This window comes from Streptomyces afghaniensis (genome assembly GCF_044327915.1).
GTDB lineage: Bacteria > Actinomycetota > Actinomycetes > Streptomycetales > Streptomycetaceae > Streptomyces > Streptomyces afghaniensis.
In genome coordinates, this window is the sequence record NZ_JBIRGJ010000002.1 from 51,630 (window position 1) to 78,546 (window position 26,917).

The following is a 26,917-nucleotide window of genomic DNA, read 5'->3' on the forward strand; positions in this document are numbered from 1 at the left end:
TGCGTTGAGCGACGTGTTGCAACATATGCAATGACCTTTGCGCATGCTGTTGAGACGACGGCAGGATACGGCCATGGCCTCTCCCCTGCCCGCCTCCGTGCTGGACCTCGCGCCCGTCGTCCCCGTCGTCGTCATCGAGGATGCCGGTGACGCCGTACCGCTGGCGCGGGCGCTGGTCGCCGGTGGGCTGCCCGCGATCGAGGTGACGCTGCGGACGCCGGCGGCTGTGGAGGCGATCCGGGAGATCGCCGGGCAGGTGCCGGAGGCGGTGGTGGGTGCCGGGACGGTGATCAGCCCCGAGCAGGTCGCGGACACGGTGGCCGCGGGCGCCCGCTTCCTGGTCAGCCCCGGCTGGACCGACGTACTGCTGGAGGCGATGAGTGCCTCCGGCGTGCCGTTCCTGCCGGGGGTGTCGACCACCTCGGAGGTCGTGGCGCTGCTGGAGCGCGGGGTGCGGGAGATGAAGTTCTTCCCGGCCGAGGCCGCGGGCGGTACGGCGTATCTGAGGTCGCTGGCGGGGCCGCTCCCCCAGGCCCGGTTCTGTCCCACGGGCGGGATCGGCCCGGCCTCCGCCCCGGACTATCTGGCCCTGCCCAACGTCGCCTGCGTCGGCGGAAGCTGGATGCTGCCGCGGGACGCGGTCGCGGCGCGCGACTGGGGCCGGGTCGAGGCACTGGCCCGCGAGGCGGCGGCGCTCAGCGCAGGTGGGACGTGTCGTTGAGGAGCCAGACGCTGGCGTTGCCGTCCGCGTAGTACGCGACGACCGACAGGGACGCGGCCGACAGTTCCATCCGGAACAGGGACTCCGGCGGGGCGCCGAGGGCGAGCCGGACGAGCGTCTTGATCGGGGTCACGTGCGTGACGAGCAGGACCGTGCGGCCCGCGTACGCCGCGACCAGCTTGTCGCGGGTGGCGGCGATCCGGGTGGCGGTCGCCGCGAAGCTCTCGCCGCCGCCGGTGGGTTCGGCGTCCGGGGAGGCCAGCCAGGCGTTCAGGTCGTCGGGGTGACGTTCGCGCACCTCGGCGAAGGTGAGGCCCTCCCACGCGCCGAAGTCCGTCTCGCGCAGCCCGTCGTCGACGCTGACGTCGAGGCCGAGCCGGGCGGCGACGATCCCGGCGGTCTCCCGGGTGCGGGCCAGGGGCGACGACACGATCGCCTGGATCGTGCCCCGCCGGGCGAGCAGGGCGGCGGCTCGCTCGGCCTGGTCCCTGCCGATGTCGGAGAGGGCGAGGTCGGTGCCCCCACTGCCGGAGAACCGCTTCTGCGGCGTCAACGGCGTCTCCCCGTGCCGCAGCAGCACGAAGGTGGCGGGAGCACCCATGTCCGCGGGAGCCCAGCCGGGCGAGGCGACGGCCTTGGCGGCCCGGGCATCGGCATCCGCCTTGGCAGCGCTGACGCCGGCCCCCGGCCCGGCGCCGGCACGGACATCAGGGTCCGCCCCGGCCACACGGGCATCGGCATCCGCCCTCGCCACGCAGACATCAGCGTCCGGCCCGGCGGCACGAACGCCAGTGTCCGGCCCGGCCGCACGAACGCCCGCGTCCGGCCCGGCCGCACGAACGTCCGCGTCCGGCCCGGCGGCACGAACGTCCGTGTCCGCCCTGCCGCTACGCGCGTCGGAGTCCGCCTTCGCCGAGCCGGCGCCGGCCTCGACCGACGCGCCTTCGCCGCCCCGCTGCTCCGTCGCCCCGCGGGCGGAAGACGGAACGGGAGAAGGCCCGGCTTCCGGATCCGAGCCGGGCGGTGCGGCGGAGGCGGCGGCGCGGCCCGTCGCCAGGGCTTCGCGGGCCCTCGCGGCGCCTGTCGCGGCGTCGCCCGGCGGGGCCGATGGGCCGGGCGGGGCAGTCGGGGCGACAGCCGCGGCCGTGGTGTCCAGGTCCGCCGTCGAAGTCGAGGCCGACCACTGCTCCCCCCTGGCCCCGGCGTCCATCGCCTCGTTGGCCAGCCGGTCCGCGTGCTTGTTGCGCTCGCGCGGAATCCACTCGTACGTCACGCGCCCGGGCGGGAAGATCCGGGCCGCGTCCGCGGCCAGTGGCTTCATGTCGGGGTGCTTGATCTTCCAGCGGCCCGACATCTGCTCGACCACGAGCTTGGAGTCCATCCGGACGTGGACCGTCGCGGCCGGGTCCAGTTCGTGGGCGGCGCGCAGCCCGGCGAGGAGGCCGCGGTACTCGGCGACGTTGTTCGTGGCGACGCCGAGGTACTCGGCGGCCTCCCGCAGCGTCTCACCCGTCGCCGCGTCGCTCACCACGGCCCCGTAGCCCGCGGGCCCCGGGTTGCCCCGCGACCCGCCGTCGGCCTCGACGATGAACTCCCGCACCGGAAGGGCTCCCCCGCGACCTAGATACCGGACTCGGACGTGCGCACCAGGATGCGGCGGCAGTTCTCGCAGCGGATCACCGTGTCGGGCGCGGCGCTGCGGATCTCGCTCAGCTCCGTGATGGCGAGCTCCTGCCGGCAGCCCTGGCAGCTGCGCGCGTACAGCTTCGCCGCACCGATGCCGCCCTGCTGCTCGCGCAGCTTGTCGTAGAGCTTGAGCAGGTCGGCGGGGATCGAACCGGCGATGACCTCGCGCTCCTTGGTGACCGTGGCGATCTCGCCGTCGATCTCCTCGAAGGCGGCGTCACGGCGCGCGGTCGCGTCGTCGATCTTCGACTGGACGGAGCCGACCCGCTCGGTCAGCTCGGCAACCCGCTGCTGCGCGGACTCCCGGCGCTCCATGACCTCCAGCACGACGTCCTCGAGGTCGCCCTGCCGCTTGGCGAGCGAGGCGATCTCGTGCTGGAGGTTCTCCAGGTCCTTGGGGGAGGAGACGGCGCCGGAGTCCAGGCGCTGCTGGTCGCGGGCGGCGCGCTGGCGGACCTGGTCGACGTCCTGCTCGGCCTTGGTCTGCTCGCGGGCGGTGTCGCTCTCCTCGGTCTGCGCGGCCACGAGGAGGTCGCGCAGCTGCGTCAGGTCCTTGTTCAGCGACTCGATCTCGGCGTGCTCGGGCAGCGACCTCCGCTTGTGGGCGAGCTGCTGGAGGCGGACGTCGAGGTCCTGGACGTCGAGGAGTCGGATCTGGTCGGCGGGCGCGGCGTTCAGTTGGGGGCTCCCAGTGGGTCAGAGGAAGTACTGGACGCCGCGTGGGCGGTCCAGGGGTCGGTGACCGTCTTCGAGACGTGGACGCGCAGGTCCCATCCGTGGCGGTCGGAGATCTCGTCGAGCTGGCTCGCGGCCAGCTCGCACCAGGGCCACTCGGTGGCCCAGTGCGCCGCGTCGAGCAGCGCGAGGGGGCTGTGGGCGCGGGCCTCGGAGACGGGGTGGTGGCGCAGGTCCGCCGTGAGGAAGGCGTCAACACCCGCCGCGCGTACGTGGTCGAAGAGACTGTCGCCGGAGCCGCCGCTGACGGCGACGGTACGCAGCACCGCCTCGGGGTCGCCGGCGACCCGGATGCCCTGCGCGGTGGCGGGCAGCCGCTCCGCGGCGCGGGCGGCGAACTCGCGGACGGTCAGCGGATGGTCCAGGGCGCACACGCGGCCCAGGCCGCGGCGGCCTTCGGGGTCGGCGGGGTCCGGTACGAGCGGGCCGGTGACCCTGAGGTCCAGGGCGCCCGCGAGGGCGTCGGAGACGCCGGGGTCGGCGGTGTCGGCGTTGGTGTGGGCGACGTGCAGCGCGACGTCGTTCTTGATGAGGGTGTGGACGACACGGCCTTTGAAGTGCGACGCCGCGACCGTCGTCGTGCCGCGCAGATAGAGCGGGTGGTGGGTGACGAGCAGGTCGGCGCCCAGCTTCACGGCCTCGTCGACGATCTCCTGGACCGGGTCGACGGCGAACAGCACGCGCGTGACCTCCTGGTCCGGGTCGCCCACGACGGTGCCGACCGCGTCCCAGGACTCGGCCCGCTCGGCGGGCCACAGGCTCTCCAGCTCGGCGATGACTTCAGACAGACGGGGCACGGGTGCAAGGCTACCCGTCTGATCTGTGGCGTTGAACCGCCACCGGCACCGCCGCCGCCCCCGCCGCGACCACGGCCACTCCCACCGCTCGATGCCCCGCCCGCGGGCTGTCGGCCCGCGCAGCACACAAGCCCCCACATCCTCAGGCGAATCGTTCCTGGAACACCCTTATGTGTGAAGTCGGGCACCTGCGGATCCCCGGCCGTGCGCACGATAACTACGTTCGTCACTGGAGGTGACCGAACGATGACAGCGTGTGCGATCGAGCCTTCGGCGGGACACGAGGACGAGGCCGCGCCGGCAGGATGCACACTCACCGCGGACGGTGCCTACGCCGCACGCCTCGCGTCGGCCGGCGACTCCTGGTTCCCGGAGCGCTGGACCCTGGACGGCCCCGAGCCGTACGCGGTACCCCTGCCCCGCAACCAGCCGGAGGAACCCGGCACCGAGGTGCAGCCGATGGGCGACGGTCGGGTCCTCATCCACCGTCTGGTGGCCGGACGGCACGCCTTCTCGCTGCTGTACCCGACCGGACCCGGCACCGGCGAGCTGCCCCTGGGCGTGGTCGAGTGCCCGCACGACACGGCCCTGCTGCGGCTGCTGCCGCCCGCCCCCGGCGGCGAGCGGGCGTACGCCCTGTCCGTCGGCCCGCGTTCGACGACGGTGTGGCTGGTGGCGGGCGGTGCCTTCGGGCCCGAGCGGCTGGCCGAGCTGCCCGGCCGCTGCTCGGGCGGGGTCTGGCTGGACCGTGCCGGACGACTGCTGGCCCTGGACCGGGAGACCGGCGGGCGCACCAAGGCGGTCGTGGTGGACCTGGAGGGCGGCGGGGAGATGTCGCCGCTGCTCCAGATCTCTGCCGACAGCGACGACCGGCTGCTGCTCGCCGACCACGACAGCGGGCTGCTGCTCATCCGCTCGGACGCGCCCTCGCCGGGTCAGGACCGGCTGGGCTGGGGTGTACTGGGCAGCACACTGCCGGTGCGCTTCCCGGAGTGCCTGCGGCTGCCGGACTGCACCGTCACGCCGTTCGCGATCCAGCCGGGGCAGATGCTGACGCCGGAGAGCTGCGCGGTGGCGCTGCGCGTCGACGGGCCACGCGGCAGCTGGGTCGGCGTGTGGCGGCCGGCCGAGCGGCGGGTGCACCACCTCCCGGCGCCCGAGGGGTGGCTGGCGGGTGCCGGGACGTGGACGCCGGACGGGGTGCTGCGGCTGCCGTACGCGACGGAGGCCGTGCCGTGCGGCGTGGCACAGGTGAGCCCGCCCGCGGCCGTGGCGCCACCCGAGCCCGGTGCCACGCATCCGCATCCACATCCGCATCCGCATCCACATCCGGTGCCGGGGCCGGGGCGGAGACCGGACGCGCGAGCCGCCGACGCGACCGCCGCAACGGGACACCCTCCGGAACCGGCGCCCCACACACCGGCGCCCCACACACCGGGGCACGCTCCGGAACCGGCACAGCCCGCGCATACGCCGTATCCCCCACACCCCCCGCAACCCGCCCCACCAGCCGATCCCGCCTCTCCCCCGACCCCCTCCGCCCCCCGCCCGGTCCCGCTGCAGCAAGCGCCATTGGGACGGCTTGTAACGAACTAGTGCCGGTTGGCGTGGCCGCCTGGATCCGGGGTGCGGGGGGCCGGTTAAACTCGCCCGGCTGTTTGAAAGATCATGTTGACGGGGTGAATTCCATCCGATGAGCGACGCCAGCACGAACCAGCTGCGCACTTCCGACGTCCAGGAGATCGCCGCCGGCCACGGCCGGCACCGTGGCGAGATCTCCACGAAGGACAGCGAGACGGCTCCGCGCGGCCGCCACCGCAAGCCGGTGACGGAGACCGAGCGGACCGAGACGGCGGCCTGACGGAACGTCAGTGACCGTACGGACCGTACGGCGAACGGCCCCACCCGTGTGACGGGTGGGGCCGTTTCCGTACCTCAGCCGCGTTTCAGTCCCAGCACCTCCGCCGCCGCGAACGTCTCCCCCGCCGGCCGGTCCGCGTAGTACGGACCGAGGACGGTCTCCAGCTCCTCGTACGTGAAGGTGTCCTGCTTGCTGTCGAACCGGGCGGCGACGCGCGGCCGTTCGACGACGGCCACCATGCCGCCGTGCACCACGAGGAGCTGCCCGTTCACATGGGCGGCTGCGGGCGAGGCCAGATAGCCGACGAGCGGGGCGACGTGCTCGGGGGCGAGCGGGTCGAGACCGTCCCCGGAGGGCTGCTCGACGCCCGCGAAGACGTCCTCGGTCATCCGGGTGCGGGCGCGCGGGCAGATCGCGTTGGCCGTGACGCCGTACTTGCCGAGGGCGAGGGCCGTGGACGTGGTCAGGCCGACGATCCCGCCCTTGGCGGCCGCGTAGTTGGGCTGCCCGGCGGAACCGGCCAGGAACGCCTCGGAGGAGGTGTTCACGATCCGCCCGTACACCGGCTCCCCGGCCCGTTTGGACCGCTCCCGCCAGTGGGCGGCGGCGAACCGGATGGTGTTGAAGTGCCCCTTGAGGTGCACGCGGAGCACGGCGTCCCACTCCTCCTCGGCCATCGAGAACACCATGCGGTCGCGCAGGATGCCGGCGTTGTTGACCAGGATGTCGAGCTTGCCGAACTCGGCGATCGCCGACTCGACCAGTTCGCGTGCCTGCCGGAAGTCGGAGACGTCGCCGGTGTGCGCGAGCGCGGTCCCGCCGACTGCCCGGATCTCGGCGGCGACCCGCTCGGCGGGCCCGGCGGAGGCCTCGCCCGTGCCGTCTCGGCCGGGCTGCCCGTAGTCGTTGACGACCACGGCGGCCCCGAGCCGGGCGAGTTCCAGTGCCTCGGCCCGGCCGAGCCCGCGGCCCGCGCCCGTGACGATCGCGGACAGTCCCCGGAGCGGCAGTGGCAGCGGCATGGCGGTGTCCTCACATCTCGATGCACGTACGCAGGGCGGTCCCGGTCCGCATCTGGTCCAGGGCCTCGTTGATGTCGGCGAGGGGGACCCGGTGGCTGATCAGGCCCGCCAGGTCGACGCGGCCCGCGCGCCACAGGGCGATGGTGCGTTCGTAGGAGCGCAGGATGTCGCCGCCGCCGTACATGGACGGCAGGATCCGCTTCTCGTCGAAGAACAGCTCGAACATGTTCAGCTGGAGGAAGTCGTCCATGGCGCCGGCACCGACCACGACGAGGGTGCCGCCGCGCCGGGTGTTGTCGTAGGCGGCGCGTGCGGTGGCCGACCTGCCGACGGCCTCGAAGACGTAGTCGAAGCCCTCACCTGCGGTGACCTGCTGCTTGGCGTCGGGCAGTCCGTCGGGCGAGACGGCCTTCGTGGCCCCGAACCGCAGGGCTGCCTCGCGTCGCGTCACGACCGGATCGACGGCGACGATCTCGGCAGCCCCGCGCAGCCGCGCCCCCTGGATCACGGAGATGCCCACGCCCCCGCACCCGATGACCGCCACCGACGAACCGGCCTCCACGTCCGCCGTGTTGAGCGCGGCGCCCAGTCCGGTCGTCACCCCGCAGCCGATGAGGGCGGCGATGTCGAAGGGCACGTCGTCGGGTATCGGGACCGCGCACCCGGCGTCGACGACTACCTCCTCGGTGAAGGTGCCGGTGCCGGCCATGCCGAAGACGTCCCCGGCGGGCCGCCTGAAGTTGGGGGTGCCCGCGTTCATGAACCCGGCGAGGCACAGCTCGGTCTGTCCGCGCTTGCAGGCGGGGCAGGCGCCGCAGGCGGGCAGCCAGCACACGACGACCCGGTCACCGGCCCTCAAGTGGCCGACGCCTTCGCCGGCTTCGAGGATCTCGCCCGCCCCCTCGTGCCCGGGCACGAACGGCCCGGGCTGCGGCAGCACCCCGCTCATCGCGGACAGGTCCGAGTGGCACAGCCCGGCGGCGCGCACCCGGATCCGCACCTTGCCGGGTCCGAACCCCAACGCCTCGACGTCGTCGAGGACCTCCAGCTTGTCCTGGCCGATCTCGTGCAGTACGGCTGCGCGCATGGTGCGGCTCCCCTCGTACGGCGTTCGGGATTCAGGTGTGTTCGACGACGGTGTCGGCGAGGACCGGCGCGTCGTCCCTCTCGACGGCGCTGACGGCGACCCGGACCTCGCCGTCCAGGCGCCACATGCGGATGCGCAGCGTCTCGCCCGGGTGGACGACGCCGGCGAACCGGGTGGCGTACGAGCGCACCCGGGTCACGTCTCCGTCGAGGAGCGTGCCGACGACCGCCTTGAGCGTCATGCCGTAGGTGCACAGCCCGTGCAGGATGGGCCGATCGAATCCGGCGCGCTTGGCGAACTCGGGGTCGGCGTGCAGCGGGTTCCAGTCGCCGGAGAGGCGGTAGAGCAGGGCCTGGTCCTCGCGGACGTGCCGTTCGACGACCCGGTCCGGCGCGCGGGAGGGCGGATCGAGCCGGGTGGACGGGCCCCGGTCGCCGCCCCAGCCGCCCTCTCCCCGGACGTAGATCTGCGCGTCGTTGGTCCACAACGGCCCGTCGTCGCCGGACACTTCGGTCCGCATGACGAGGACGGCCGCCTTGCCCTTGTCGTACACGGCGGCGATCCGGCCGGTGGCGGTCGCGCGGCCCCGGGCCGGGATGGGGCGGTGGATCCGCAGGCTCTGCCCGCCGTGCAGGACGCGGGCGAGGTCGACGTCGACGCCGGGCATGGACAGGCCGCTGATCACGCCGGGGGATCCGGCGCCGGCGACGGTGGCGAAGCTCGGCAGGACGTGCAGCCGGGACTCCAGGGTGTAGCGCAGCTCGTCGGGGTCGGTGGCGGGGACGCCGGCGCCGATGCCGAGGTGGTAGAGCTGCACGTCCTTGTGGTCCCAGGAGAGCTCGCCGGTCCGGGGCTCGGCGGCGAGCGCCTTGGCTGCGTCGATGGGCATGGGGCTCCTGATCGCCGTGGGAAAGACCGCCATGGGAAAGACCGCCGCGGGAAAGACCTCGGCACGGCCGTCCGCACCGTCGGCCGCGCCGAGGCCGTCTGCGGCCGAACTGGAACGCGTTCCAGTCCTGCGCCCTCTGTATAGCCCAGGCCCCCGCACTTGTGAAGCCTCCTGACACCGTGTCAGATCGCCGCCGGGCGAGACGCGGCCCGTGACATTTGTCCTGCCGAACTCCGTACAGCCGCATCTGCCGCCCGGCCCCGGCGGATCCGTAGCGTCGCTGCCATGACCACCACCACGCCTGCCGGCCGTCTGGCTGCCGGCCTTCGGCTCGTACGCTGTGCTGTCGTACCGCCGCGGCGCGGCGAACGTCTGATCGGGGACGGGGACATGTCCTGGACAGAGAAGGTCAGGTACCGCTTCGAGACGACCCGGGCGGCCGTCCGGCAGGCCCGGGAGTACCAGCGCCACTACGCGGCGAACAAGACGCGGCTCAGGGCCGAGTGGCGAGCCGCCCGGAGAACGGGCGAGCTTCCCGAGAACCCCGGTCCGCCGCCCAGCGGGTTCACCCTGCTGCCGTGGCTGCTGCTGGGGATGGGCGCCTTCTCCAACCTCTTCCAGGACCAGACGCCGAACCCGTGGATCGGCGGGCTGGGACTGCTCACCTTCAACTCGCTCTACATCTACGTGGCGTTCCGCGCGTTCCGCAGGGAGACGCGCGAGGCCCGCTCCACGCGGGTGGCCCTCGCCCTGCTGGCGTCCGTGACCTGCGCGCTCGCCGCCGGCTACGGCGGCAACTGGCTGCTGTTCTTTCCCCTGCTGGGCCTCGCGACGGGTGCGGCCCTGCGGCTGTCGCACCTGCGGCCGGCCGGTACGGCGGTGGCGGTGCTTGCGGGTGCGGTGTCCTTCTTCCACGACGGCTGGGGCGGCCTCGACATCGCGTACGCCACGTGGATCTCGACGATGGTGACGGCGGCGATCATGCGGCTCTCCGAGGCGGTGGGCGAACTGCGCGCGGCCCGCGAGGAACTGGCCCGCCGGGCGGTCGAGAAGGAGCGCCTCCGTTTCTCCCGTGACCTGCACGACCTGCTCGGGCACACGATGTCGGTGATCGTCGTGAAGTCGGAGGCGGCCCGCCGCCTCGCCGCCCGCGACCTGAACGCCGCGCTGGCCCAGATCACGGACATCGAGTCCGTGGGCCGCCAGGCGCTCACCGAGATCCGGGAGGCCGTGACCGGCTACCGCCGGGGCAGCCTCGACACGGAACTCGACCGCGCGCACTCGGCCCTGACGGCCGCGGGCATCAAGCTCGCCGTGACGCGCACCGGCCCTCCACTCGGGCCGCAGAGCGAGGCGCTGCTGGGGTGGGTGGTGCGCGAGGCGGTGACGAACGTCGTACGGCACAGCGCCGCGCGGCAGTGCGAGATCACGCTGTCGGGTGGGGCGGAGCGGGTGCGTCTGTCGGTGGTGGACGACGGGGTCGGGGTGGTCGCCGACGGCGGCGAAGGGGCGGTCGCCGACGGTGGCGAAGGGGCCGGTGGCAGGAGCGGGGCCGGTGGCGCGGGCGGTGGAGCCGGTGGCTCGGGCGCCCGGGGCGGCACGGGGCTGACGGGCCTGACCGAGCGTCTCGCGGCGGCGGGCGGCTCGCTGACGGCGGGGCCGCGGGCCAGGGGCGGATTCGCCGTGTCGGCACAACTCCCGCTCGACGTCGATGCGACGGACGCGCACTCGGCGGTGGCGGAACGGGCGTGACCGTTCGCACCACGACGCCGGGGGGCTGGTCCCGGGGGGCGGGACGCCGTACGACCCGCGTCGCCATGTACGTTGGCCGATGGTCCGCGCGCGCCACACGTACACGTAGACGCACACCTGCACGGAGATGCACACGTACACGTCGACGGCGCCGGCAACGGCTAGGGGAAATGGAGCACATGGCACGCGTCGCCGTCATCACCGCACCGAACATCGGGTACCGCAACACCGGCATGCTGACCGTCGACTTGGCGTTCGAGTCCCTGCGGCGGCGTATGACACCCGAGATCGACGCCACCTGGTACACCCTGCACACACCGGAGACCGTTCCGCTGCGCGAGTGCGCGCAAGACACCGCCTTCCCGTTCCGCTTCCACCCCCTGGCCGAGCACCTCGACTCGCTGCGCGACCACGACGCGGTGGTCTTCTGGGGCGACTTCCTCCACACCCGGCACTACCTGGAGCAGGACGCGACGAACCGTCTGCTCGACTTCGGTTTCGCCGAGGACCGTGCAGCGGCCCGCGCCCTGCTGAACCGCGCCCTGCTCTTCGCGGACCAGCCGGACGAGCTCCTCGCGCGGACCCTCAGCTACGGCGGGACGATCCTGCACAACTCGCAGTCCGACTACGAGGACTTCGAGGACAAGGAGTACGGCCCGCTGTTCTCACGCCTGGTGACGCGAAGCCGCCGCGTCTGGGTGCGCGACCCGCTGTCGGCGGCGAAGATCGCGCACCTGCGCGGGGACCGTACGACCGACTACTTCGGTTCGGACGCGGCGCTGCTGTCCCGCCCGGGCGACCTCGGCCACCTCCCGACGACGGAGTGGTCCCGGGCGGTCCCGGACGGCGGTGCGATCGGTGTGTTCCTCGGTGCGCGGACGCAGATCCCCGAGTGGCTGCCCGCCTTCTGCCAGGACCTGTCCGAGCGCCTGGGCGCGCCGCTCGAATGGCTGCCCTGGTTCGACCGGGACGTCCCCGCTCCGGTCGGCCACATCGCGCAGCGGCCCGGCCGGCACACCGTCGGCGACCTGGTGGGGGTCCTCCCCCGCTACCGTCTGGTCATCACGGACACCTACCACCTGTGCGTCAACGCCTGGGGCGCCGGCACCCCCGCGGTGTGCGTCGGCGCGCCCGAGCCGGCCCCCAAGACCCACGACGACTACCTGACGCTGAGCGATGTGAAGAAGCACGTCTTCCACATGGCTTACGACGCGACGGACTTCTACGTGTCCACCCTCCCCGACACCCGGGAAGGCCACGAACGCCGTATCGACCGGCTCGTACGCCTCGTGGAGGGCGGCGGGGCCGAGGCCGTGGCCACCCGCATCCGCGATCACGCCGACCATTCGGCGGCCGCGTTCACGGGAACGCTGGCCTCGTTGCTGGACGCACCCCAGCGCCCCGGGAGCCCCGGGAGCCCTACCCTTGCCCCGTGACCGACAGACCCATCCGCGTGCTGCTCGCAGAGGACCAGGGCATGCTGCGCGGTGCGCTCGCGCTGCTGCTCGGGATGGAGGACGACATCGAGGTCGTCGCCCAGGTGGGGGCCGGTGACGCGATCCTGGACGCGGCGCTCTCCCACCGCCCCGACGTCGCGCTCCTCGACATCGAACTCCCGGGAAAGAGCGGCCTGGACGCCGCCGCCGACCTGCGTGCCCGGGTGCCCGGCTGCCGCGTCCTGATCCTCACCACCTTCGGCCGGCCCGGCTATCTGCGCCGCGCCATGGAGGCCGGAGCCACCGGCTTCCTCGTGAAGGACGGCCCCGTGGAGGAACTCGCCGCCGCGATCCGCCGTGTCCTGGCCGGCGAGACCGTCGTCGACCCGGCCCTCGCCACGGCCGCGCTCAGCGCCGGCCCCAACCCCCTCACCACGCGCGAGAGCGACGCCCTCAAGGCCTCCGCGGACGGCGCGACGGTCGCCGACATCGCCACCCGCCTCCACCTCTCGGAGTCCACGGTCCGCAACTACCTCTCCTCCGCCATCGGCAAGACAGGCACCCGCAACCGCACAGAGGCCCTACGCGAGGCCCGCCGCCAGGGCTGGCTGTGAGAAGTCAGCTCCGCCGGAACAACGCCGTCCACAGGAAACCCTCGCCGAAGCACCCCGACTCCTCCGGCTCGTCGCGCATCCGCCGCAGTTCGACCTCGGTCAGGCCGGAGAAGATCTCCCGCAACGCCTCGGGCGTGTACGCGAGCCCGCCCCCGAGGCCGCTCGCCTCACGGTAGAAGTCCGCGTCGGACAGCTCCGACCCCATCCCGTCGGCACCGGCGGCGAAACACGTGAGGCCGAACAGGCCCCCGGGAGCCAGGACGTTCTCCAGCAGCGCCAGATGGCTGATCCGCCGGTGCGGCGGCAGATGGTGGAAGCAGCCGGAGTCGTAGACGAGGTCGTACGGCCCGCTGAGTTCCGTACCGGCGAGCGCGAACGCGTCCCCGCAGTGGAACCGTACGCCGTCCGCCCCCGCCGCACGGGCCCGTTCCCGGGCCCAGTCGACGGCCGCCGGAGCCAGGTCGACGGCGTCCACCTCGAATCCCCGCTCGGCCAGATACAGCGCGTTGCGCCCCGGGCCACACCCCAGGTCGAGCACCCGCCCTCCGGCGACGAGCCCACCGTCCACCCAGGACACCAGGCTCTCGTCCGGCTTCGCCACGAAGAACGGCACCGGCCGGGAACGGTCGGCGTAGAACCCGTCCCACCAGTCGGCGCCCCGCCCCGTCCATCGATCGGCCTCGGCCACGAACAGCCCGTCGAGCAGCGCGAGTACGTCGTCGACGGTGCGTATGTTCCGGTCCATCCGGCCCCCTTCCAGGTCCGCCGATCGTAGGCCGGGAGAGGACGGAAGGCCAGGTCAGGAGGGTCTCTAAGCCGTGAGCGGGAGGCGCCCTGCGGCTTGCCGCGCACCGGGGACGCCATCCGCCGTCCGACCACTCCGACCCTGGGCCGAAACACCCTCGGAGCGCCTCCCCAGGGTCGCCACGCCCCCTGTCCCGGGCCACGCCGGGCGCTCTTTTTGTCGTTCGGTGGCCCTACCGCTCGCCCGCCGTCCGCGGCAGCCAGACCCACATCAGCGCCACGCCGGCCGCCAGCACCGCGGCTCCCACGCGGAACGCCAGCGCGTACCCCTCCGTCAGTGCCGCCGGTGTCGCGCTCCCCGCCGACCGTGTCGCGGCGAGGGTCGACAGCACCGCCAGGCCCAGCGAACCGCCCATCGTGCGGGAGGTGTTGACGAGTCCGGACACCAGTCCGGCCTCCTCGGGTGCCGCGCCGGACGTGGCCACGGAGGCCAGCGGGGTCGCCGCCAGGCCCGCGCCGAGCATCATCAGGACTCCGGGGACCAGGATCGTCGTCGCGTACGCACCCTCGGGGGTCATCGTCGACTGCCAGGCGAAGCCGGCCACGGCGACCAGCGTGCCCAGCGCCGCCACGTTCCGCGGGCCCAGCCTCCGCATGACCCGGGGCGCGAGCTTGGAGCCCAGGATGACGGCCAGGGAGCTCGGGACCAGGGCGAGTCCGGCCTCCAGCGGGGTGTAGCCCAGGACGTTCTGCGTGTACAGGGTCATGAAGAACCACATGCAGAACATCGCGGAGCCGCACAGGAACATCGCCACGTTCGCCGACGACACCGACCGCAGGCGCAGCAGCCCGAGCGGCATCAGCGGACTGCGCGTGCGCGCCTCGACCGCGAGGAACAGCCCGATCAGCGCGAGCCCGGCGAGCAGCGGCAGCAGCGTGGCCGCCGCCGTCCAGCCCGCCGCCTCGGTCTGGGAGATGCCGTAGGCCAGCGTGCCGAGCCCGCCCGTCACGAGCAGCGCGCCCGGCAGGTCGAGCCGCCGCCCGTCCCCGGCCCTGCCCTCGGTGAGGAACCAGGCGGCCCCGCACAGCACGACCGCCCCCACCGGCACGTTGATCAGCAGCACCCACCGCCACGACAGCGTCTCCACCAGCAGCCCGCCGACCAGGCCGCCCGCCGCGCCACCACCGGCACCGACCGCCGTCCAGGTCCCGATGGCCCGGGCCCGGGCGGCACCCTCCGGCACCGAGGCCGTGAGGATCGTCAGCGTCGAGGGCGCCAGCACCGCCGCACCCAGCCCCTGCACGGCCCGCGCCACCAGCAACTGCCAACCCTCCTGCGCCAGTCCGCCCGCCAGCGAGGCCACGGTGAACAGGCCGAGCCCGACGAGGAACATCCGCTTGCGGCCGTAGAGGTCCCCGGCCCGCCCGCCGAGCAGCATGAACCCGGCGAAGGCGATGGCGTAGGCGTTCACCACCCACTGCAGGCCCTGCTCGCTCAGCCCGAGCCCGGTCCGCATGGACGGCAGCGCCACGTTGACGACGGACACGTCCAGCACGACGAGGAACTGCCCGGCACAGGTGAGCGCGATCACGAGCCAGGTGGGAGGCGCGGCTCGGCGCGGCGTACGGGTCATTTCGGCGGCTTCGAGCATGGGTGTCATGCTCTCAACCACTCCATGCTCCTTGCATCGGGATTTCGACCTAGGGCCTGTCGTTTGGATCAGGTCGCAGGGGATCGGCGGCACCTCTTCGGCGCCGGTGAGCGGGGTCTGGTGCGTGCAGCTGCAAGGCGGAGGAGGGCGTCGATGCGGAGCATCGGCAACCGACGACAACGCCGCAGATGCGCGTGCCAGACCCCGCGTCTGCGATCTGATCCAAACGACAGGCCCTAGGGCTCACTCAGGACCCAGGGCTTCCCTCATGAGAAGGTCAAGATTTCGTTAGAGTGCCGAAGCAACGGAATAGTTGCCTACGCATACAAGGTTCGTACACCACGTAACACCGTGGCCGCGTGACCACGCCCGTCCCGAACAACCCCGGCCTGGAGGCCTCACTCAATGACGCAGACGACGACAGTCCGTCCCGCCGGCAGAGCGAGCGGGGCCGTGGTCCCCGTACTCGCCTTCGCGGGCATCGTTGTCGCGGTGATGCAGACCCTGCTCGTCCCGGTCATCAAGGACCTGCCGCAGCTGCTGGACACCGCCCCCAGCGACGCCACCTGGGTCCTGACCTCGACCCTCCTCTCCGGCGCGGTGGCCACCCCGATCATGGGCCGGCTCGGCGACCTCTACGGCAAGCGGCGCATGCTGATCACGAGCCTGTCGGTCATGGTCGTCGGCGCCCTGGTCAGTGCCTTCACCAGCGACCTGCTGCTCATGATCGCCGGCCGTACGCTCCAGGGCTTCGCGATGGGCGCCATCCCGCTCGGCATCGGCCTGATGCGCGACATGCTGCCCCGCGAGAAGCTCGGCTCGGCCATGGCCCTGATGAGCTCCTCCATAGGCGTCGGCGGCGGCCTCGCCCTGCCCGCCGCCGCCCTGGTCGCCCAGCACAGCGACTGGCACGCCCTGTTCTACGGCGCCGCCGGCCTCGGTGTCCTCGCCATCGCCCTCACCCTGCTCGTCGTGCCCGAGTCGCCGATGCGCGCCGAGGGCTCCTTCGACCTGCCGGGCGCCCTCGGTCTGTCCACCGGGCTCGTGCTCTTCCTGCTGCCGATCACCAAGGGCAGCGACTGGGGCTGGACCTCCGGCACCACGCTCGGCCTGTTCGGCGCCGCCGCGGTCGTCCTGCTGCTGTGGGGCGTGATGGAGCTGCGCGTCAAGGCCCCGCTGGTCGACCTGCGCACCACGGCCCGTCCGGCCGTCCTGTTCACCAACCTCGCCTCGATCATGGTCGGCGTCTCCTTCTACGTCGTCTCCCTGGTCCTGCCCCAGCTGCTCCAGCTGCCGAAGTCCACCGGCTACGGCCTCGGCCAGTCGATGGTCGTCGCGGGTCTGCTCGTCGCGCCGCTCGGCCTGACGATGATGTTCACCGCGCCCGTCTACGCCCGGCTGTCCGCGAAGTACGGCCCCAAGGTCACCCTGATCCTCGGCCTGCTGATCATCGCGATCGGCTACGGCGCCGGCCTCGGCCTGATGAGCGCCCCCTGGCAGAGCCTGGTCATCTCGGTCCTGCTGGGCGCGGGCATCGGCCTGGCCTACTCCTCGCTGCCCGCGCTGATCGTGGGCGCGGTCCCGGCCTCGGAGACGGGCGCCGCGAACGGCCTCAACACCCTGATGCGTTCCATCGGCACGTCGGTGTCGAGCGCCGTCATCGGCATGGTGCTGGCGAACACCGCGGACAACGTCGGCGGCGTAGAGATCCCGACCATGCACGGTTTCCGGCTCTCCTTCCTGATCGCGACCGCCGCGGTCGCCGTGGGCCTGCTCCTGGCCCTCTTCCTCCCCGGCCGCCGCCCGTCGGACAAGCCGCAGCTGCGCGCCAGCAGCGAGGAGGACGCCGGTCTGGAGCGCGCCGAGCAGGTCCTGCGCGGCTTCCGCGGCCGTGTCCTGGCAGCGGACGGCACGCCGGTCGCCCGCGCCAGGGTCACGCTGATCGACCGCCGGGGCCGCCAGGCGGGCGCGACGCTCTCCGCCGAGGACGGCGCCTACGTCCTCACCGTCCCGGCCGGCGGCTCCTACGTCGTGGCCGCCCGCGCCACGGGCCACGCCCCGCTCGCCTCGTCCGCGACCCACACCGGCGACGAGCGGCCGGTCGACCTGGACCTGGCACTGCCGGGCGAGACGGTCTCCGCCTGACCCCGCCGCCCACCCGTACCCCCTGTCACCCCCCGGCAGGGGGTACGGCACCATGGGCGCCCGGAGCGTCGTACGACCGGAAGGAACCCCATGCCCGCGGCCCCCGAGCCCGAGATCCTGGCCGCGTTCGAGGCGGCGAAAGGGTTCATGCCCGTCGGTGAGGGCCTGGCGCTGTACGCGGCGGCGGTGGAGGCCGGGCGGCTCGGGCTGCCGCTCCTGGAGGTCGGCACGTACTGCGGCCGGTCCACGATCCTGCTCGCCGACGCGGCCCGGCAGGCCGGGGTCGGCGCGCTGACCGTCGACCACCACCGCGGCAGCGAGGAGCAGCAGCCGGGCTGGGAGTACCACGACCCGGAGACGGTCGACCCCGAGCTCGGTCTGATGGACACTCTGCCCACGTTCCGCCGCACCCTGCACAAGGCGGGCCTGGAGGACCACGTGGTCGCCCTGGTCGGCCGCTCCCCGCGGATCGCGGCGATCTGGCAGACCCCTCTCGCTTTCGTCTTCATCGACGGCGGCCACACCGACGAGCACGCCACCGCCGACTACGAGGGCTGGGCCCCGCACGTGGCCGAGGGCGGCCTGCTCGTCATCCACGACGTCTTCCCCGAGCCGGAGGACGAGTTCACGGGCCAGGCCCCGTACCGCGTCTACCTCCGGGCCCTGGCCTCCGGCGCGTTCACCGAGGTCTCGGCGACGGACTCGCTGCGGGTCCTGCGGCGCACCGGCCCGGGTGTCTAGCCGAACGGCTGGGCGGGTGAACTGCGCCCTCCGCACCCCCTCCCGGTCGGCCCACGGGCGGCGTGGCGAGTCGGCGGGCGACCGTCACTGCCCAAGGATCCGGGCGCGTGGCACACACCTTCGCAGAGCTCGTGGAGAAGCAGCGCGCGGCGGACGAGGCGTACGCCCGCGTGCGGCAACTGCAGGACGCGTACGGCCCGCCCACCCAGACCACGTGGAGCGCCCAGCAGACCACCACCTGGGAGACCGCCTGGCGCGCCTGGCGCGACCTCGCCCGTGACGTCCAGGCGGCGGTGACCGCCTACGCGAAGCAGGAGGACACCCCGCGCCAGGAGATCGAGGCACGGGTGAAGGAGGCGGTACGGCACGGGGAGCCCGACGGGAACGAGGAGTAGCCGCCACCCGTTGGGCTGTCCTCGGCCCGCTGCCGCCCGGTGAGGGCCGCTAGGGTGGCACACGTGTCGTACGTAGGCCCGGACTTCGAACCTCCCCAGCCCCGCCGCCCCCGCCGCGGCCCCCTGACCGTCGCGCTCGCCGCACTGGTGCCCGGGGCGCTGCTCGGCTGGCTCGTGTACGAGACGGTGGGCGGCTCGGGCGACGGCGGCGGCTCGGGCCGGGCGACCGTGCGGTCCTCACCGCCTCCCGTGTCCTCCGCGTCGGGCGCACCGACCGACGACGCCAAGGAGCCGAGCGCCTCGCCGTCACGGAAGCCGACGGCGTCGTCGACCTCCGCACCCGCCCCGGCCTCCGGCCCGCTCAAGGGGAAGGTCGTCGTCATCGACCCCGGGCACAACCCGGAGAACTTCCAGCACGCCTCCGAGATCAACCGCAAGGTGAACATCGGGACGAACTGGAAGGAGTGCGACACCACGGGCACGTCCACCAACGACGGTTACACCGAGGCGAAGTTCACCCTGGACGTGGCGCACCGGATGCGCACGCTCCTCGAAGAGCAGGGCGCCACGGTCAAGCTGACGCAGGACGGCGACCGGCCGTACGGCCCGTGCGTGGACGAGCGGGCCCGGATCGGCAACGAGGCGAAGGCCGACGCCGTGGTCTCGGTCCACGCGGACGGCTCGGGCGCCGGCAACCGCGGCTTCCACGTCATCCTGCCCGGCGCGGTCCACGCGGGCGCCGCCGACACCCGCGCGATCGTCGGACCCTCCCGCGATCTGGGCGAGCGCGTCGCGGGCCGCTTCGTCGCCGTCACCGGCAGCGCCCCGTCCAACTACATCGGCGACGGCACCGGTCTCGTCACGCGTAAGGACCTGGGCGGTCTCAATCTGTCAACGGTTCCCAAGGTGTTCATCGAGTGCGGAAACATGCGCGATAGCAAGGACGCGGCGCTGCTGACCAGTGGCGCGTGGCGACAGAAGGCGGCGCAAGGGATCTCCGAGGGAATCGTGAGTTTCCTGAGCAGGTAACGGCTGCACGGCTTCGACGGCCACCCCCCATACCCTGAACATGTACATGCTCAGTTCTTCCTCAAGTTGATTGCATTCGCGTACGGCCACTTGATCAACTTGAGTCGACCGGAGGCGCTCATGGCCTCCAACGACGAACGGGGAACGCGATGAAGCGTCGTACAGCACAGTTCGGAGCGACAGCCGTCGCTCTGACCGCCTGCCTTGCGGGTACCGGCGCCACAGCCCAGGCCCAGTCGGTATCACCCACCGCGGAGACCCGAACGGTCAGCGCGGCCGATGGCCCCTTCTACCCGTACGGCAAGCTGGTGCACGTCAAGTCCGTCGGAACGAAGTGCGGCAAGAAGCCGCTCGCGAAGGCATCCGGCCCGGGCGGCACGAGGCTCGGCATCTCCGAGACGAAGTCGGTCAGCACCACTCTCTCGAAGAACATCGGGGTGACCTACAACGCCATCAGCGCGGGCGTCGGCTGGGACGTGGAGAAGAGCCGCAGCATCACCGTCAGCGGAACCAGGGAAGTTTCTCGCGGCAAGCACGGAACGCTGACCGCTTACGCCAAGTACAGCGGCAAGAAGTTCGACATCTACGACAACATCCAGTTCAAGATCGTCGCGAAGAACAAGACGGCCTACAAGCCGATCGGTGTCTGCTTCACCTACACGGAGAAGTAACGGCGCGCAGGCACCGTCACCCGCATGAGCCAGAGTCGTCCGCCGGCCTCCCGGCGGGCGGCTTTCTCGCAGGAGACGCACGAACGGCCGTTGATCCCGGGCAGACACCCCTGCCGAGCGGGGGATACCCTCATCCGTACCATGAGGGGCCACCCCCGCGCTTCCCACCACGCCCTCGCGGCGCCATGGTGACAGCGGCGCCTCCACCGACGACGAGACGACTGGCGAAGGAACTGAAGTGAATATCCGCTCCCTCACTCGAGGCGACGGCGTGGTGATCGGAGCAGCGGTGTTGCTGTTCATCGCGTCATTCCTCGACACGTACGACACCTCCGGCAGTGACATCCCCAATGCCTGGGACAACCTCGGCCTGGTGATGAGCATGTACGTCGGTGGCGTCATCGCTGCGGTCCTGATCGTTCTCGCCCGCACCCTCCCGGAGCGCAAGGTCGTCGGCCTCGACCTCGGTCAACTCGGCGTGGCGCTGGCCCTGTTCACCGCATGGACCTCGCTCTGGACGATCATCGACCCGCTCGGTGCGTTCAGCGACGACCTCGGTGGCGCGGACGTCGGCGCTGGTTCCGGTCTCATCCTCGGCCTGATCGCTGCACTCCTGCTCGCCGGCGCCGCGATCGCCACCCCCCTCGTCCCGGCTCTCAAGGGCGCCCTCATCCCCGCCCCGCGCCCGGCCGCCCCGCAGCCCTACGGCGCTCAGCCGCCCGGCGGTTACGGTTACCCGGGCGCCCAGCAGCCGGGTGGCTACGGTCACCCGCAGCCGGGACAGCCCGGGCCCGGGCAGCCGGGTCAGCCGTACGGCGGTCAGCCCCAGCCCCAGCAGGCCCAGGCGCCGCAGCCGCCGGCCGGGGACTTCTCGCCGTTCTGGTTCGCGGTGCCGGTGCCGCGGCCGCTGTTCGCCGAGGACGGTTCGCCGACGCCGATCGCCGAACTCGCCCCGGGTACTTGGTACCTGGCCGTCGAGCAGCGCGGCGCGGCCCTGGTCGCCCAGACGCAGGACGGCCGCCGCGGTGTCCTCCAGGACACGTCGGGCATCCAGCGCGGCTGAGCCCCTGAACGACGTACGGCCCCTCACCCTTCCGGGTGGGGGGCCGTTGCCGTACAGTCATCGCCCACATCGGCTGACGACCCGTCAGGAGGCAGGTGTGCGGCTCGGTCTCGCGCTCGGTTACTGGGGCCGCGGCCCCTCCCCCGGCCATGTGCCGCTCGCGCAGGAGGCCGAGCGGCTGGGCTACCACTCGGTGTGGACGGCGGAGTCGTGGGGCTCGGACGCGTTCACGCCGCTCGCCTGGATCGCCGCCCACACGTCCACCATCAAGGTGGGCACGGCGGTTGCCCAGATGGCGGCCCGCCCGCCGACCACCACCGCCATGCAGGCACTCACCCTCGACCACCTCTCCGGCGGGCGCATGATGCTGGGCCTCGGCCTGTCCGGCCCGCAGGTCGTCGAGGGCTGGTACGGACGCCCGTTCCCGAAGTCTCCGCTGACCGCCACCCGCGAGTACGTCGACGTCGTACGGCAGGTGCTGCGGCGCGAGGCGCCGGTCGAGCTGGCCGGCCGTTTCCACTCCCACCCCTACCGCGGCCCGGACGCCACCGGCCTCGGCAAACCCCTCAAGCCGATCACGCACCCGCTCCGCCCGGACCTGCCGGTCCTGCTCGGCGCGGAGGGACCGAAGAACGTCGCCCAGACGACCCGGATCGCCGACGGCTGGCTGCCGCTGTACTGGTCGCCGACCCGGCCGGAGGTGTACGGCCCCGCGCTGCGCGACCTTCCCGAAGGCTTCCTCGTCGCCCCCCTGGCCCAGGTCCGGGTCTGTGACGACGTCGCCGAGGGCCTGTTGCCCGTCAAGGCCATGCTCGGTTTCTACATCGGCGGCATGGGACACGCGGCCCGCAACTTCCACGCCGACCTCATGGCCCGCATGGGGTACGCGGAGGAGGCCCGCCGCATCCAGGAGTTGTTCCTGTCCGGCCGCCGGGAGGAGGCCGTCCTCGCCGTGCCCGACGCCTTCGCCGACGAGATCTCCCTGGTCGGGCCGCGCCAACGCATCGCGGAACGGCTGGAGTTGTGGCGCAAAGGGCCGGTGACGGACCTGCTGGTGCTGGCACCGGACCGGGAGACACTGCGCGTACTCGCGGAGTTGAACTCCTGAGCGAATTCCACGCGTACGGGTTTCATCCAGACTTCAAGGGCAACCCGGAGGGCATGTCCCCTCGATATCGCAACAGTGCGAATCAGGCCGGCACGGTCATCGCCGTCGTCGCCGACATCATGGCCCTCATCCTGGGCCTGTGGATTCTGATGTACCTGTTGGACGCCAACCGCGCCAACGACTTCGTCCAGTTCATCCACGACGCGGCCCGCTGGCTCGCGGGCTGGTCGCACGACCTCTTCACCTTCGACGAGGCCTGGGCCCGAGTGGTCGCCGGCTATGGCCTGGCCGCGGTGGTCTACCTGTTCGTGGGCCACGCCATCGCCAATCGAGTACACCGGCACTGACGCCTCAGGGAGCTGTCAGGCGCAACACTCCGAGTCCAGCCCCACCGGCAGGCCCTCGCCGCCGAAGACCCGGCACGTGGCCTCATGGCCCCCCAGCGCGGCGACGGCCAGCAACAGCGACCCCGCGGTCCACGTGGTCAGCTCCCGCGGCCAGATCGCGTCGTCCTCGAAGACGTACCCGGTCCAGTACAGTCCGCTCTCCGGATCGCGCAGGTGCTGGATCGACTGCAGCACCTCCAACGCCCGGTCGGACTCCCCCATCGCCCAGAGCGCCAGGGCGAGTTCCGCGGACTCGCCCCCCGTCACCCACGGGTTGGGGACCACGCACCGCACGCCCAGCCCCGGTACGACGAACCGGTCCCAGTCCTCCTCGATGCGGGCCTTGGCCTCCGCGCCGGTCAGGGCGCCGCCGAGCACGGGGTAGTACCAGTCCATCGAGTAACGGTTCTTGTCGAGGAACCGCTCCGGGTGCCGGCGTATCGCATGCCGCAGCGCACCCGCCGCCAACTCCCAGTCGGGCTGCGCCTCTTCCCGCTGTTCGGCGATCGCCAGCGCGCACCGCAGCGCGTGGTGGATGGAGGAACTGCCCGTCAGCAGGGCGTCCGCCGTGTCCGTGCCGTCGTCGTCGCGCCGCCAGCCGATCTGCCCGCCCGGCTGCTGCAGGCGCAGCACGAACTCCACCGCCGCGTACACCGCCGGCCACATGCGCTCCAGGAACGTGTCGTCGCCGGTGGAGAGGTAGTGGTGCCAGACGCCCACGGCTATGTAGGCGACGAAGTTGGTCTCCCGGCCCCGGTCGGTGACCTCGGCGAAGTCTCCGTCCGCGTAGGCCGCGTACCAGGAGCCGTCCTCGTTCTGGTGCCGGGCCAGCCACAGGTAGGCCCGTTCGGCGGCCTCGTGTTCACCGGCCGCGTCGAGCGCCATCGCGGCCTCGACATGGTCCCACGGGTCGAGGTGGTGGCCCCGGAACCAGGGGATCGCGCCGTCCTCGCGCTGTACGGCGAGGATGCCGGCGACGGTCGCGGCGGCCTGTCCGGCGGTGAGGACCCCGGGCAGGACCAGGTGTTCCGTCCGGGGAGTCGTCACTGGGCGTCCGCCCCGGTGCCGGAGAGGCGCGGCAGGTGCGGCTTGGTCGCGTACGCCACGAAGCTCTTGCCGATCAGTGGGTTCAGCGCCTGTTCCGCGACGCGGGTGGCCAGCGGTTTCTTCATGATGTCCCAGACGAGCAGCTTGTGGTACGCCCGCACGGGCAGCGCCTTGTCGTTGTCGACGCCGAACGCGCACTTCAGCCACCAGTACGGGGAGTGCAGGGCGTGGGCGTGGTGGGTGCCGTACGGCTCCAGGCCGGCCTCGCGGATCTTCTCCAGCAGCTCGTCCGCCTTGTAGATGCGGATGTGGCCGCCCTCGACCTCGTGGTAGGCGTCGGACAGGGTCCAGCAGACCTTCTCGGGGCCGTAGCGCGGGACGGTGACGGCGATGCGCCCGCCGGGCTTCAGCACGCGCACCATCTCGGCGAGGACGCCCTTGTCGTCCGGGATGTGCTCCATCACCTCGGAGATGATGACGACGTCGAAGGACTCGTCGGGGAAGGGCAGTGCGAGGGCGTCGCCCTCCATGGCCGTGGCGGTGGCGCCCTCGGGGGCCTCGCCGGCCTCCTTCATCGCCGCGAACCACTTCGCGACCTCGCGGATCTCCTCGGCGTTCTGGTCCAGCGCCACGACCTGCGCGCCGCGCCGGTAGCACTCGAACGCGTGCCGGCCGGCACCGCAGCCGAGATCCAGGACTCGGTCGCCCGGGGCGAGCGGGAACCGGGAGAAGTCGACGGTCAGCACGTGGCCCTGCTTTCGGAGTTGACGCCTTCTACATCTGTGGTGGCCGTGGAGACCAGGGTCGCCGAGCGGTTGCCGCCCACGCCCGAGCCGGCCGAAGCCCGGGTCACGGGACGGCCCTCGGTGCCGCCCTCCGCCCGGGCGATCGCCTCCCGGTAGCGCGCCACCGTGCCCTCCGCCGCCCTGGCCCAGGTGAAGTGCCGCAGCACCCGCTCCCGCCCGGCCGCTCCGAGCCGCGCGCGCAACTCCGCGTCGCCCAGCAGCCGGACAAGCCCCGCCGCCAGTGCTTCCGAGTCGCCCGGCGGCACCGCCAGGCAGGTCTCCCCGTCCCGGCCGGCGACCTCGGGGATCGCTCCGCCGGTCGTGGCGAGCAGGGGCGTCCCGGTCGCCATGGCCTCGGCGGCCGGCAGTGAGAAGCCCTCGTAGAGCGACGGCACGCACGCGACCTGGGCCGAGCGCACCAGGTCGACGAGTTCCTCGTCGGAGATGCCCTTGACGAACTCGACGGCGCCGTCGAGGCCGTAGCGTTCCATCGCCTGGGCGACGGGTCCCTCGGCCGGGCGCTTGCCGACGACGACGAGGTGGGCGCCGGGGTGCTCGGTGCGCACCTTGGCGAGTGCCTCGACGAGATGGACCAGGCCCTTCAGCGGCACGTCGGCGCTGGACGTCGTCACGATCCGGCCCGGCACGACCGGCACCGAGGGGTCCGGCGAGAACAGGTCGGTGTCGGCGCCGATGTGGACGACGTGGATGCGGTCCTGGCGGACGCCGAGGTGGTCGACGATCTCCTGCTGGGACGTGCCGGAGACGGTGAGCACGGACGGCAGCCGCCGCGCGACGCGCTTCTGCATGCGTGTGAAGCCGTACCAGCGGCGCACCGACAAGCGCCGTTTCCAGCCCTCCGCCGCGTCCAGCTCCAACTGCCGGTCGACGGTGATGGGGTGGTGGATCGTGGTCACCAGGGGCGCGCCCACGTCTCCCAGCAACCCGTACCCGAGCGTCTGGTTGTCGTGGACGACGTCGAACTCGCCGCGGCGGGCGCGCAGATGGCGGCGGGCGCGCAGCGAGAACGTCAGCGGTTCGGGGAAGCCGCCGGTCCACATGGTCGCGACTTCGAGCGCGTCGATCCAGTCGCGGTACTCGTCGCGCTTCGGCGTGCGGAAGGGATCCGGCTGGCGGTAGAGGTCGAGGCTGGGCAGCTCGGTGAGGCTCAGCCCGTCGTAGCCCTCGTCGAGCACGGGATACGGCTGTGCGCCGATGACCTCGACCCGGTGGCCGAGGCGGGCCAGTTCGCGCGAGAGATGCCGGACATAGACGCCCTGGCCGCCGCAGAACGGGTTCCCTTTATAGGTGAGGAGCGCGATGTGGAGCGGTCGCAAGCCGTCGGCGGCGAGGTCCTCCGGGGCCCCGGCCTCCCTGGCCTCAGCGGTCACTCTGGGCCCCCTTCTGACTGCTCTGTCCCGCGAGATTACGCCGGGACGCTAATCTAGAACAAGTTTCAGACTTGATCGTTCGGAGGCTCTGAATCTACCGGCAGGTAGGGGTGCTGTGAGCAGTGGATCAGGTGATTCACGCCACGGCCGGCACCGTGCCATGCTGTCTGATCACTCGTCCTCACGGACGGTCACGGAACGGGCCCGACCCATGCCCGCGGAAGCCAAGGTGAGCACCAAGGTGAACAAGGTGGCCAAGGTGGATGCCAGAGCCGCAGCCCCCGGCTCCCCGCCCCTGACGGAGCGGCAGGAGGCCCGCCGTCGCCGCATTCTGCACGCGAGCGCGCAACTGGCCAGCCGGGGTGGCTTCGACGCCGTGCAGATGCGCGAGGTCGCGGAGTCCTCGCAGGTGGCGCTCGGCACGCTGTACCGCTACTTCCCGTCCAAGATCCACCTGCTGGTCGCCACCATGCAGGACCAGCTGGAGCACATGCACGGCACGCTGCGCAAGAAGCCCCCGCAGGGCGAGAGGGCGGCCGAGCGGGTCGCGGAGACGCTGATGCGGGCCTTCCGCGCCCTCCAGCGCGAACCGCACCTGGCCGACGCGATGGTCCGGGCCCTCACCTTCGCCGACCGGAGCGTGAGCCCGGAGGTCGACCAGGTCTCGCGGCAGACGACGGCGATCATCCTGGACGCGATGGGGCTGGAGCACCCCACTCCGGAGCAGTTGTCGGCGGTCCGGGTCATCGAGCACACCTGGCACTCGGCCCTCATCACCTGGCTCTCGGGCCGCGCCTCCATCGCCCAGGTCAAGATCGACATCGAGACGGTGTGCCGGCTGATCGATCTGACGGCGCCCGACGCACACGAATGACCTACGAGACGGGTTCCCTTCGCCGGCATGGTCCGGATCAGGTTATGGGGGTCGCCTTCCAGCCGCCGAGCCTCTCGGCCCTTCGGCCTTCCGGCCTCTCAGCCCTACCGTCGCAGTCGGCACCGGCGGAAGCCGAAGCTTCCTGCCAGAGTCGGCCAACTCCGGTCGGACTCCCTCACTCGTCCCGTAGGCCTAAGTCCAGGCTAGAACTTCTGCCCGCGAAGAAAACCCCTGTACGGAATTTTTTACCTAAATCTCCCGAATGACCCATATAACCCCTACATCC

At 72.2% G+C, this 26,917-nt stretch carries 26 protein-coding genes; 15 read left to right on the forward strand and 11 right to left on the reverse strand.

Going from position 1 to position 26,917, the window contains the following annotated elements; translation table 11 throughout:
* Window positions 1-73: 73 nt before the first annotated feature.
* Window positions 74-721, forward strand: a complete 648-nt coding sequence (gene eda, locus ACH4G3_RS06475) for a bifunctional 4-hydroxy-2-oxoglutarate aldolase/2-dehydro-3-deoxy-phosphogluconate aldolase (RefSeq protein WP_397623432.1) — start codon at window positions 74-76, stop codon at window positions 719-721.
* Here the strand turns inward: eda and ACH4G3_RS06480 are convergent.
* From ACH4G3_RS06480 to ACH4G3_RS06490, 3 genes are read right to left on the reverse strand one after another with little or no spacing between them, the layout of a single operon-like run.
* On the reverse strand, window positions 696-2,321 hold the full coding sequence (locus ACH4G3_RS06480) for a histidine phosphatase family protein (protein WP_397623433.1): 1,626 nt from the start codon (window positions 2,319-2,321) through the stop codon (window positions 696-698). The two genes, eda and ACH4G3_RS06480, sit on opposite strands and share 26 nt — an antisense overlap.
* A 20-nt stretch (window positions 2,322-2,341) precedes the next feature.
* Complete coding sequence (locus ACH4G3_RS06485) at window positions 2,342-3,085, reverse strand: CT398-like coiled coil hairpin domain-containing protein (protein WP_082319836.1); 744 nt, start codon at window positions 3,083-3,085, stop codon at window positions 2,342-2,344.
* Window positions 3,082-3,939 (reverse strand): Nif3-like dinuclear metal center hexameric protein, encoded by an 858-nt coding sequence (locus tag ACH4G3_RS06490; protein ID WP_397623434.1) that lies wholly within the window; start codon window positions 3,937-3,939, stop codon window positions 3,082-3,084. Before ACH4G3_RS06490 ends, ACH4G3_RS06485 begins: the two co-directional genes overlap by 4 nt.
* A gap of 246 nt (window positions 3,940-4,185) precedes the next feature.
* On the opposite strand from ACH4G3_RS06490, the gene ACH4G3_RS06495 reads away from it, so the two are divergent.
* Together ACH4G3_RS06495 and ACH4G3_RS06500 are read left to right on the forward strand one after the other, a co-directional pair.
* Window positions 4,186-5,535, forward strand: a complete 1,350-nt coding sequence (locus ACH4G3_RS06495) for a hypothetical protein (protein WP_397623435.1) — start codon at window positions 4,186-4,188, stop codon at window positions 5,533-5,535.
* A gap of 97 nt (window positions 5,536-5,632) precedes the next feature.
* Window positions 5,633-5,800, forward strand: a complete 168-nt coding sequence (locus tag ACH4G3_RS06500) for a hypothetical protein (protein ID WP_020275906.1) — start codon at window positions 5,633-5,635, stop codon at window positions 5,798-5,800.
* Window positions 5,801-5,874: 74 nt separating this feature from the next.
* On the opposite strand, the gene ACH4G3_RS06505 is transcribed toward ACH4G3_RS06500, so the two are convergent.
* The 3 genes from ACH4G3_RS06505 to ACH4G3_RS06515 are packed head-to-tail and all read right to left on the reverse strand — an operon-like array spanning window position 5,875 to window position 8,798.
* Window positions 5,875-6,822, reverse strand: a complete 948-nt coding sequence (locus tag ACH4G3_RS06505; RefSeq protein ID WP_397623436.1) for a 3-oxoacyl-ACP reductase — start codon at window positions 6,820-6,822, stop codon at window positions 5,875-5,877.
* A 10-nt stretch (window positions 6,823-6,832) separates the two neighbouring features.
* The gene (locus ACH4G3_RS06510; protein WP_397623437.1) at window positions 6,833-7,909 is read right to left on the reverse strand and encodes a Zn-dependent alcohol dehydrogenase; all 1,077 of its coding nucleotides are present in this window, start codon (window positions 7,907-7,909) and stop codon (window positions 6,833-6,835) included.
* A gap of 31 nt (window positions 7,910-7,940) precedes the next feature.
* The gene (locus ACH4G3_RS06515) at window positions 7,941-8,798 is read right to left on the reverse strand and encodes a MaoC/PaaZ C-terminal domain-containing protein (RefSeq protein WP_397623438.1); all 858 of its coding nucleotides are present in this window, start codon (window positions 8,796-8,798) and stop codon (window positions 7,941-7,943) included.
* A gap of 390 nt (window positions 8,799-9,188) precedes the next feature.
* Here ACH4G3_RS06515 and ACH4G3_RS06520 point away from each other — a divergent pair, with 390 nt between their 5' ends.
* The 3 genes from ACH4G3_RS06520 (at window position 9,189) to ACH4G3_RS06530 (ending at window position 12,600) form a co-directional block, all read left to right on the forward strand.
* The gene (locus tag ACH4G3_RS06520; protein WP_397623439.1) at window positions 9,189-10,550 is read left to right on the forward strand and encodes a sensor histidine kinase; all 1,362 of its coding nucleotides are present in this window, start codon (window positions 9,189-9,191) and stop codon (window positions 10,548-10,550) included.
* A gap of 179 nt (window positions 10,551-10,729) precedes the next feature.
* Window positions 10,730-11,986, forward strand: a complete 1,257-nt coding sequence (locus ACH4G3_RS06525; RefSeq protein WP_397623440.1) for a polysaccharide pyruvyl transferase family protein — start codon at window positions 10,730-10,732, stop codon at window positions 11,984-11,986.
* The gene (locus ACH4G3_RS06530; RefSeq protein ID WP_397623441.1) at window positions 11,983-12,600 is read left to right on the forward strand and encodes a response regulator; all 618 of its coding nucleotides are present in this window, start codon (window positions 11,983-11,985) and stop codon (window positions 12,598-12,600) included. Before ACH4G3_RS06525 ends, ACH4G3_RS06530 begins: the two co-directional genes overlap by 4 nt.
* Window positions 12,601-12,604: 4 nt before the next feature.
* On the opposite strand, the gene ACH4G3_RS06535 is transcribed toward ACH4G3_RS06530, so the two are convergent.
* Complete coding sequence (locus ACH4G3_RS06535; RefSeq protein WP_397623442.1) at window positions 12,605-13,345, reverse strand: class I SAM-dependent methyltransferase; 741 nt, start codon at window positions 13,343-13,345, stop codon at window positions 12,605-12,607.
* 232 nt (window positions 13,346-13,577) lie between these two features.
* Window positions 13,578-15,005, reverse strand: a complete 1,428-nt coding sequence (locus tag ACH4G3_RS06540) for an MFS transporter (protein WP_397624080.1) — start codon at window positions 15,003-15,005, stop codon at window positions 13,578-13,580.
* A gap of 396 nt (window positions 15,006-15,401) precedes the next feature.
* Between ACH4G3_RS06540 and ACH4G3_RS06545 the strand changes: the two genes are divergently transcribed.
* From ACH4G3_RS06545 to ACH4G3_RS06580, 8 genes are all read left to right on the forward strand, one after another.
* A complete protein-coding gene (locus tag ACH4G3_RS06545) occupies window positions 15,402-17,141 on the forward strand; it encodes an MFS transporter (protein ID WP_397623443.1) in 1,740 nt (579 codons plus the stop codon).
* Window positions 17,142-17,231: 90 nt separating this feature from the next.
* The gene (locus tag ACH4G3_RS06550) at window positions 17,232-17,882 is read left to right on the forward strand and encodes a class I SAM-dependent methyltransferase (RefSeq protein WP_397623444.1); all 651 of its coding nucleotides are present in this window, start codon (window positions 17,232-17,234) and stop codon (window positions 17,880-17,882) included.
* Between the two features lie 107 nt (window positions 17,883-17,989).
* Window positions 17,990-18,277 carry a hypothetical protein gene (locus ACH4G3_RS06555; protein ID WP_397623445.1) on the forward strand — a complete coding sequence of 96 codons (288 nt, stop codon included), beginning with the start codon at window positions 17,990-17,992 and terminating at the stop codon, window positions 18,275-18,277.
* Between the two features lie 63 nt (window positions 18,278-18,340).
* Window positions 18,341-19,306: an N-acetylmuramoyl-L-alanine amidase gene (locus tag ACH4G3_RS06560; RefSeq protein ID WP_397623446.1), complete on the forward strand. Its 966-nt coding sequence runs from the start codon at window positions 18,341-18,343 to the stop codon at window positions 19,304-19,306.
* A gap of 149 nt (window positions 19,307-19,455) precedes the next feature.
* Window positions 19,456-19,977: a hypothetical protein gene (locus ACH4G3_RS06565; protein WP_397623447.1), complete on the forward strand. Its 522-nt coding sequence runs from the start codon at window positions 19,456-19,458 to the stop codon at window positions 19,975-19,977.
* 238 nt (window positions 19,978-20,215) lie between these two features.
* Complete coding sequence (locus ACH4G3_RS06570) at window positions 20,216-21,040, forward strand: hypothetical protein (protein WP_397623448.1); 825 nt, start codon at window positions 20,216-20,218, stop codon at window positions 21,038-21,040.
* Between the two features lie 97 nt (window positions 21,041-21,137).
* Window positions 21,138-22,148: an LLM class F420-dependent oxidoreductase gene (locus ACH4G3_RS06575; RefSeq protein WP_397623449.1), complete on the forward strand. Its 1,011-nt coding sequence runs from the start codon at window positions 21,138-21,140 to the stop codon at window positions 22,146-22,148.
* A 53-nt stretch (window positions 22,149-22,201) separates the two neighbouring features.
* A complete protein-coding gene (locus tag ACH4G3_RS06580) occupies window positions 22,202-22,495 on the forward strand; it encodes a hypothetical protein (protein ID WP_397623450.1) in 294 nt (97 codons plus the stop codon).
* Between the two features lie 15 nt (window positions 22,496-22,510).
* Here the strand turns inward: ACH4G3_RS06580 and ACH4G3_RS06585 are convergent, their stop codons facing one another.
* From ACH4G3_RS06585 to ACH4G3_RS06595, 3 genes are read right to left on the reverse strand one after another with little or no spacing between them, the layout of a single operon-like run.
* Window positions 22,511-23,581 carry a prenyltransferase/squalene oxidase repeat-containing protein gene (locus ACH4G3_RS06585; protein WP_397623451.1) on the reverse strand — a complete coding sequence of 357 codons (1,071 nt, stop codon included), beginning with the start codon at window positions 23,579-23,581 and terminating at the stop codon, window positions 22,511-22,513.
* Window positions 23,578-24,327: a class I SAM-dependent methyltransferase gene (locus tag ACH4G3_RS06590; RefSeq protein WP_020275921.1), complete on the reverse strand. Its 750-nt coding sequence runs from the start codon at window positions 24,325-24,327 to the stop codon at window positions 23,578-23,580. The genes ACH4G3_RS06585 and ACH4G3_RS06590 overlap by 4 nt, the downstream gene beginning before the upstream one ends.
* On the reverse strand, window positions 24,321-25,757 hold the full coding sequence (locus tag ACH4G3_RS06595) for a glycosyltransferase family 4 protein (RefSeq protein ID WP_397623452.1): 1,437 nt from the start codon (window positions 25,755-25,757) through the stop codon (window positions 24,321-24,323). The genes ACH4G3_RS06590 and ACH4G3_RS06595 overlap by 7 nt, the downstream gene beginning before the upstream one ends.
* A 211-nt stretch (window positions 25,758-25,968) precedes the next feature.
* On the opposite strand from ACH4G3_RS06595, the gene ACH4G3_RS06600 reads away from it, so the two are divergent.
* Entirely contained in the window at window positions 25,969-26,631 is a 663-nt protein-coding gene (locus ACH4G3_RS06600; protein ID WP_397623453.1) for a TetR family transcriptional regulator, read from the forward strand.
* Window positions 26,632-26,917 lie beyond the last annotated feature (286 nt).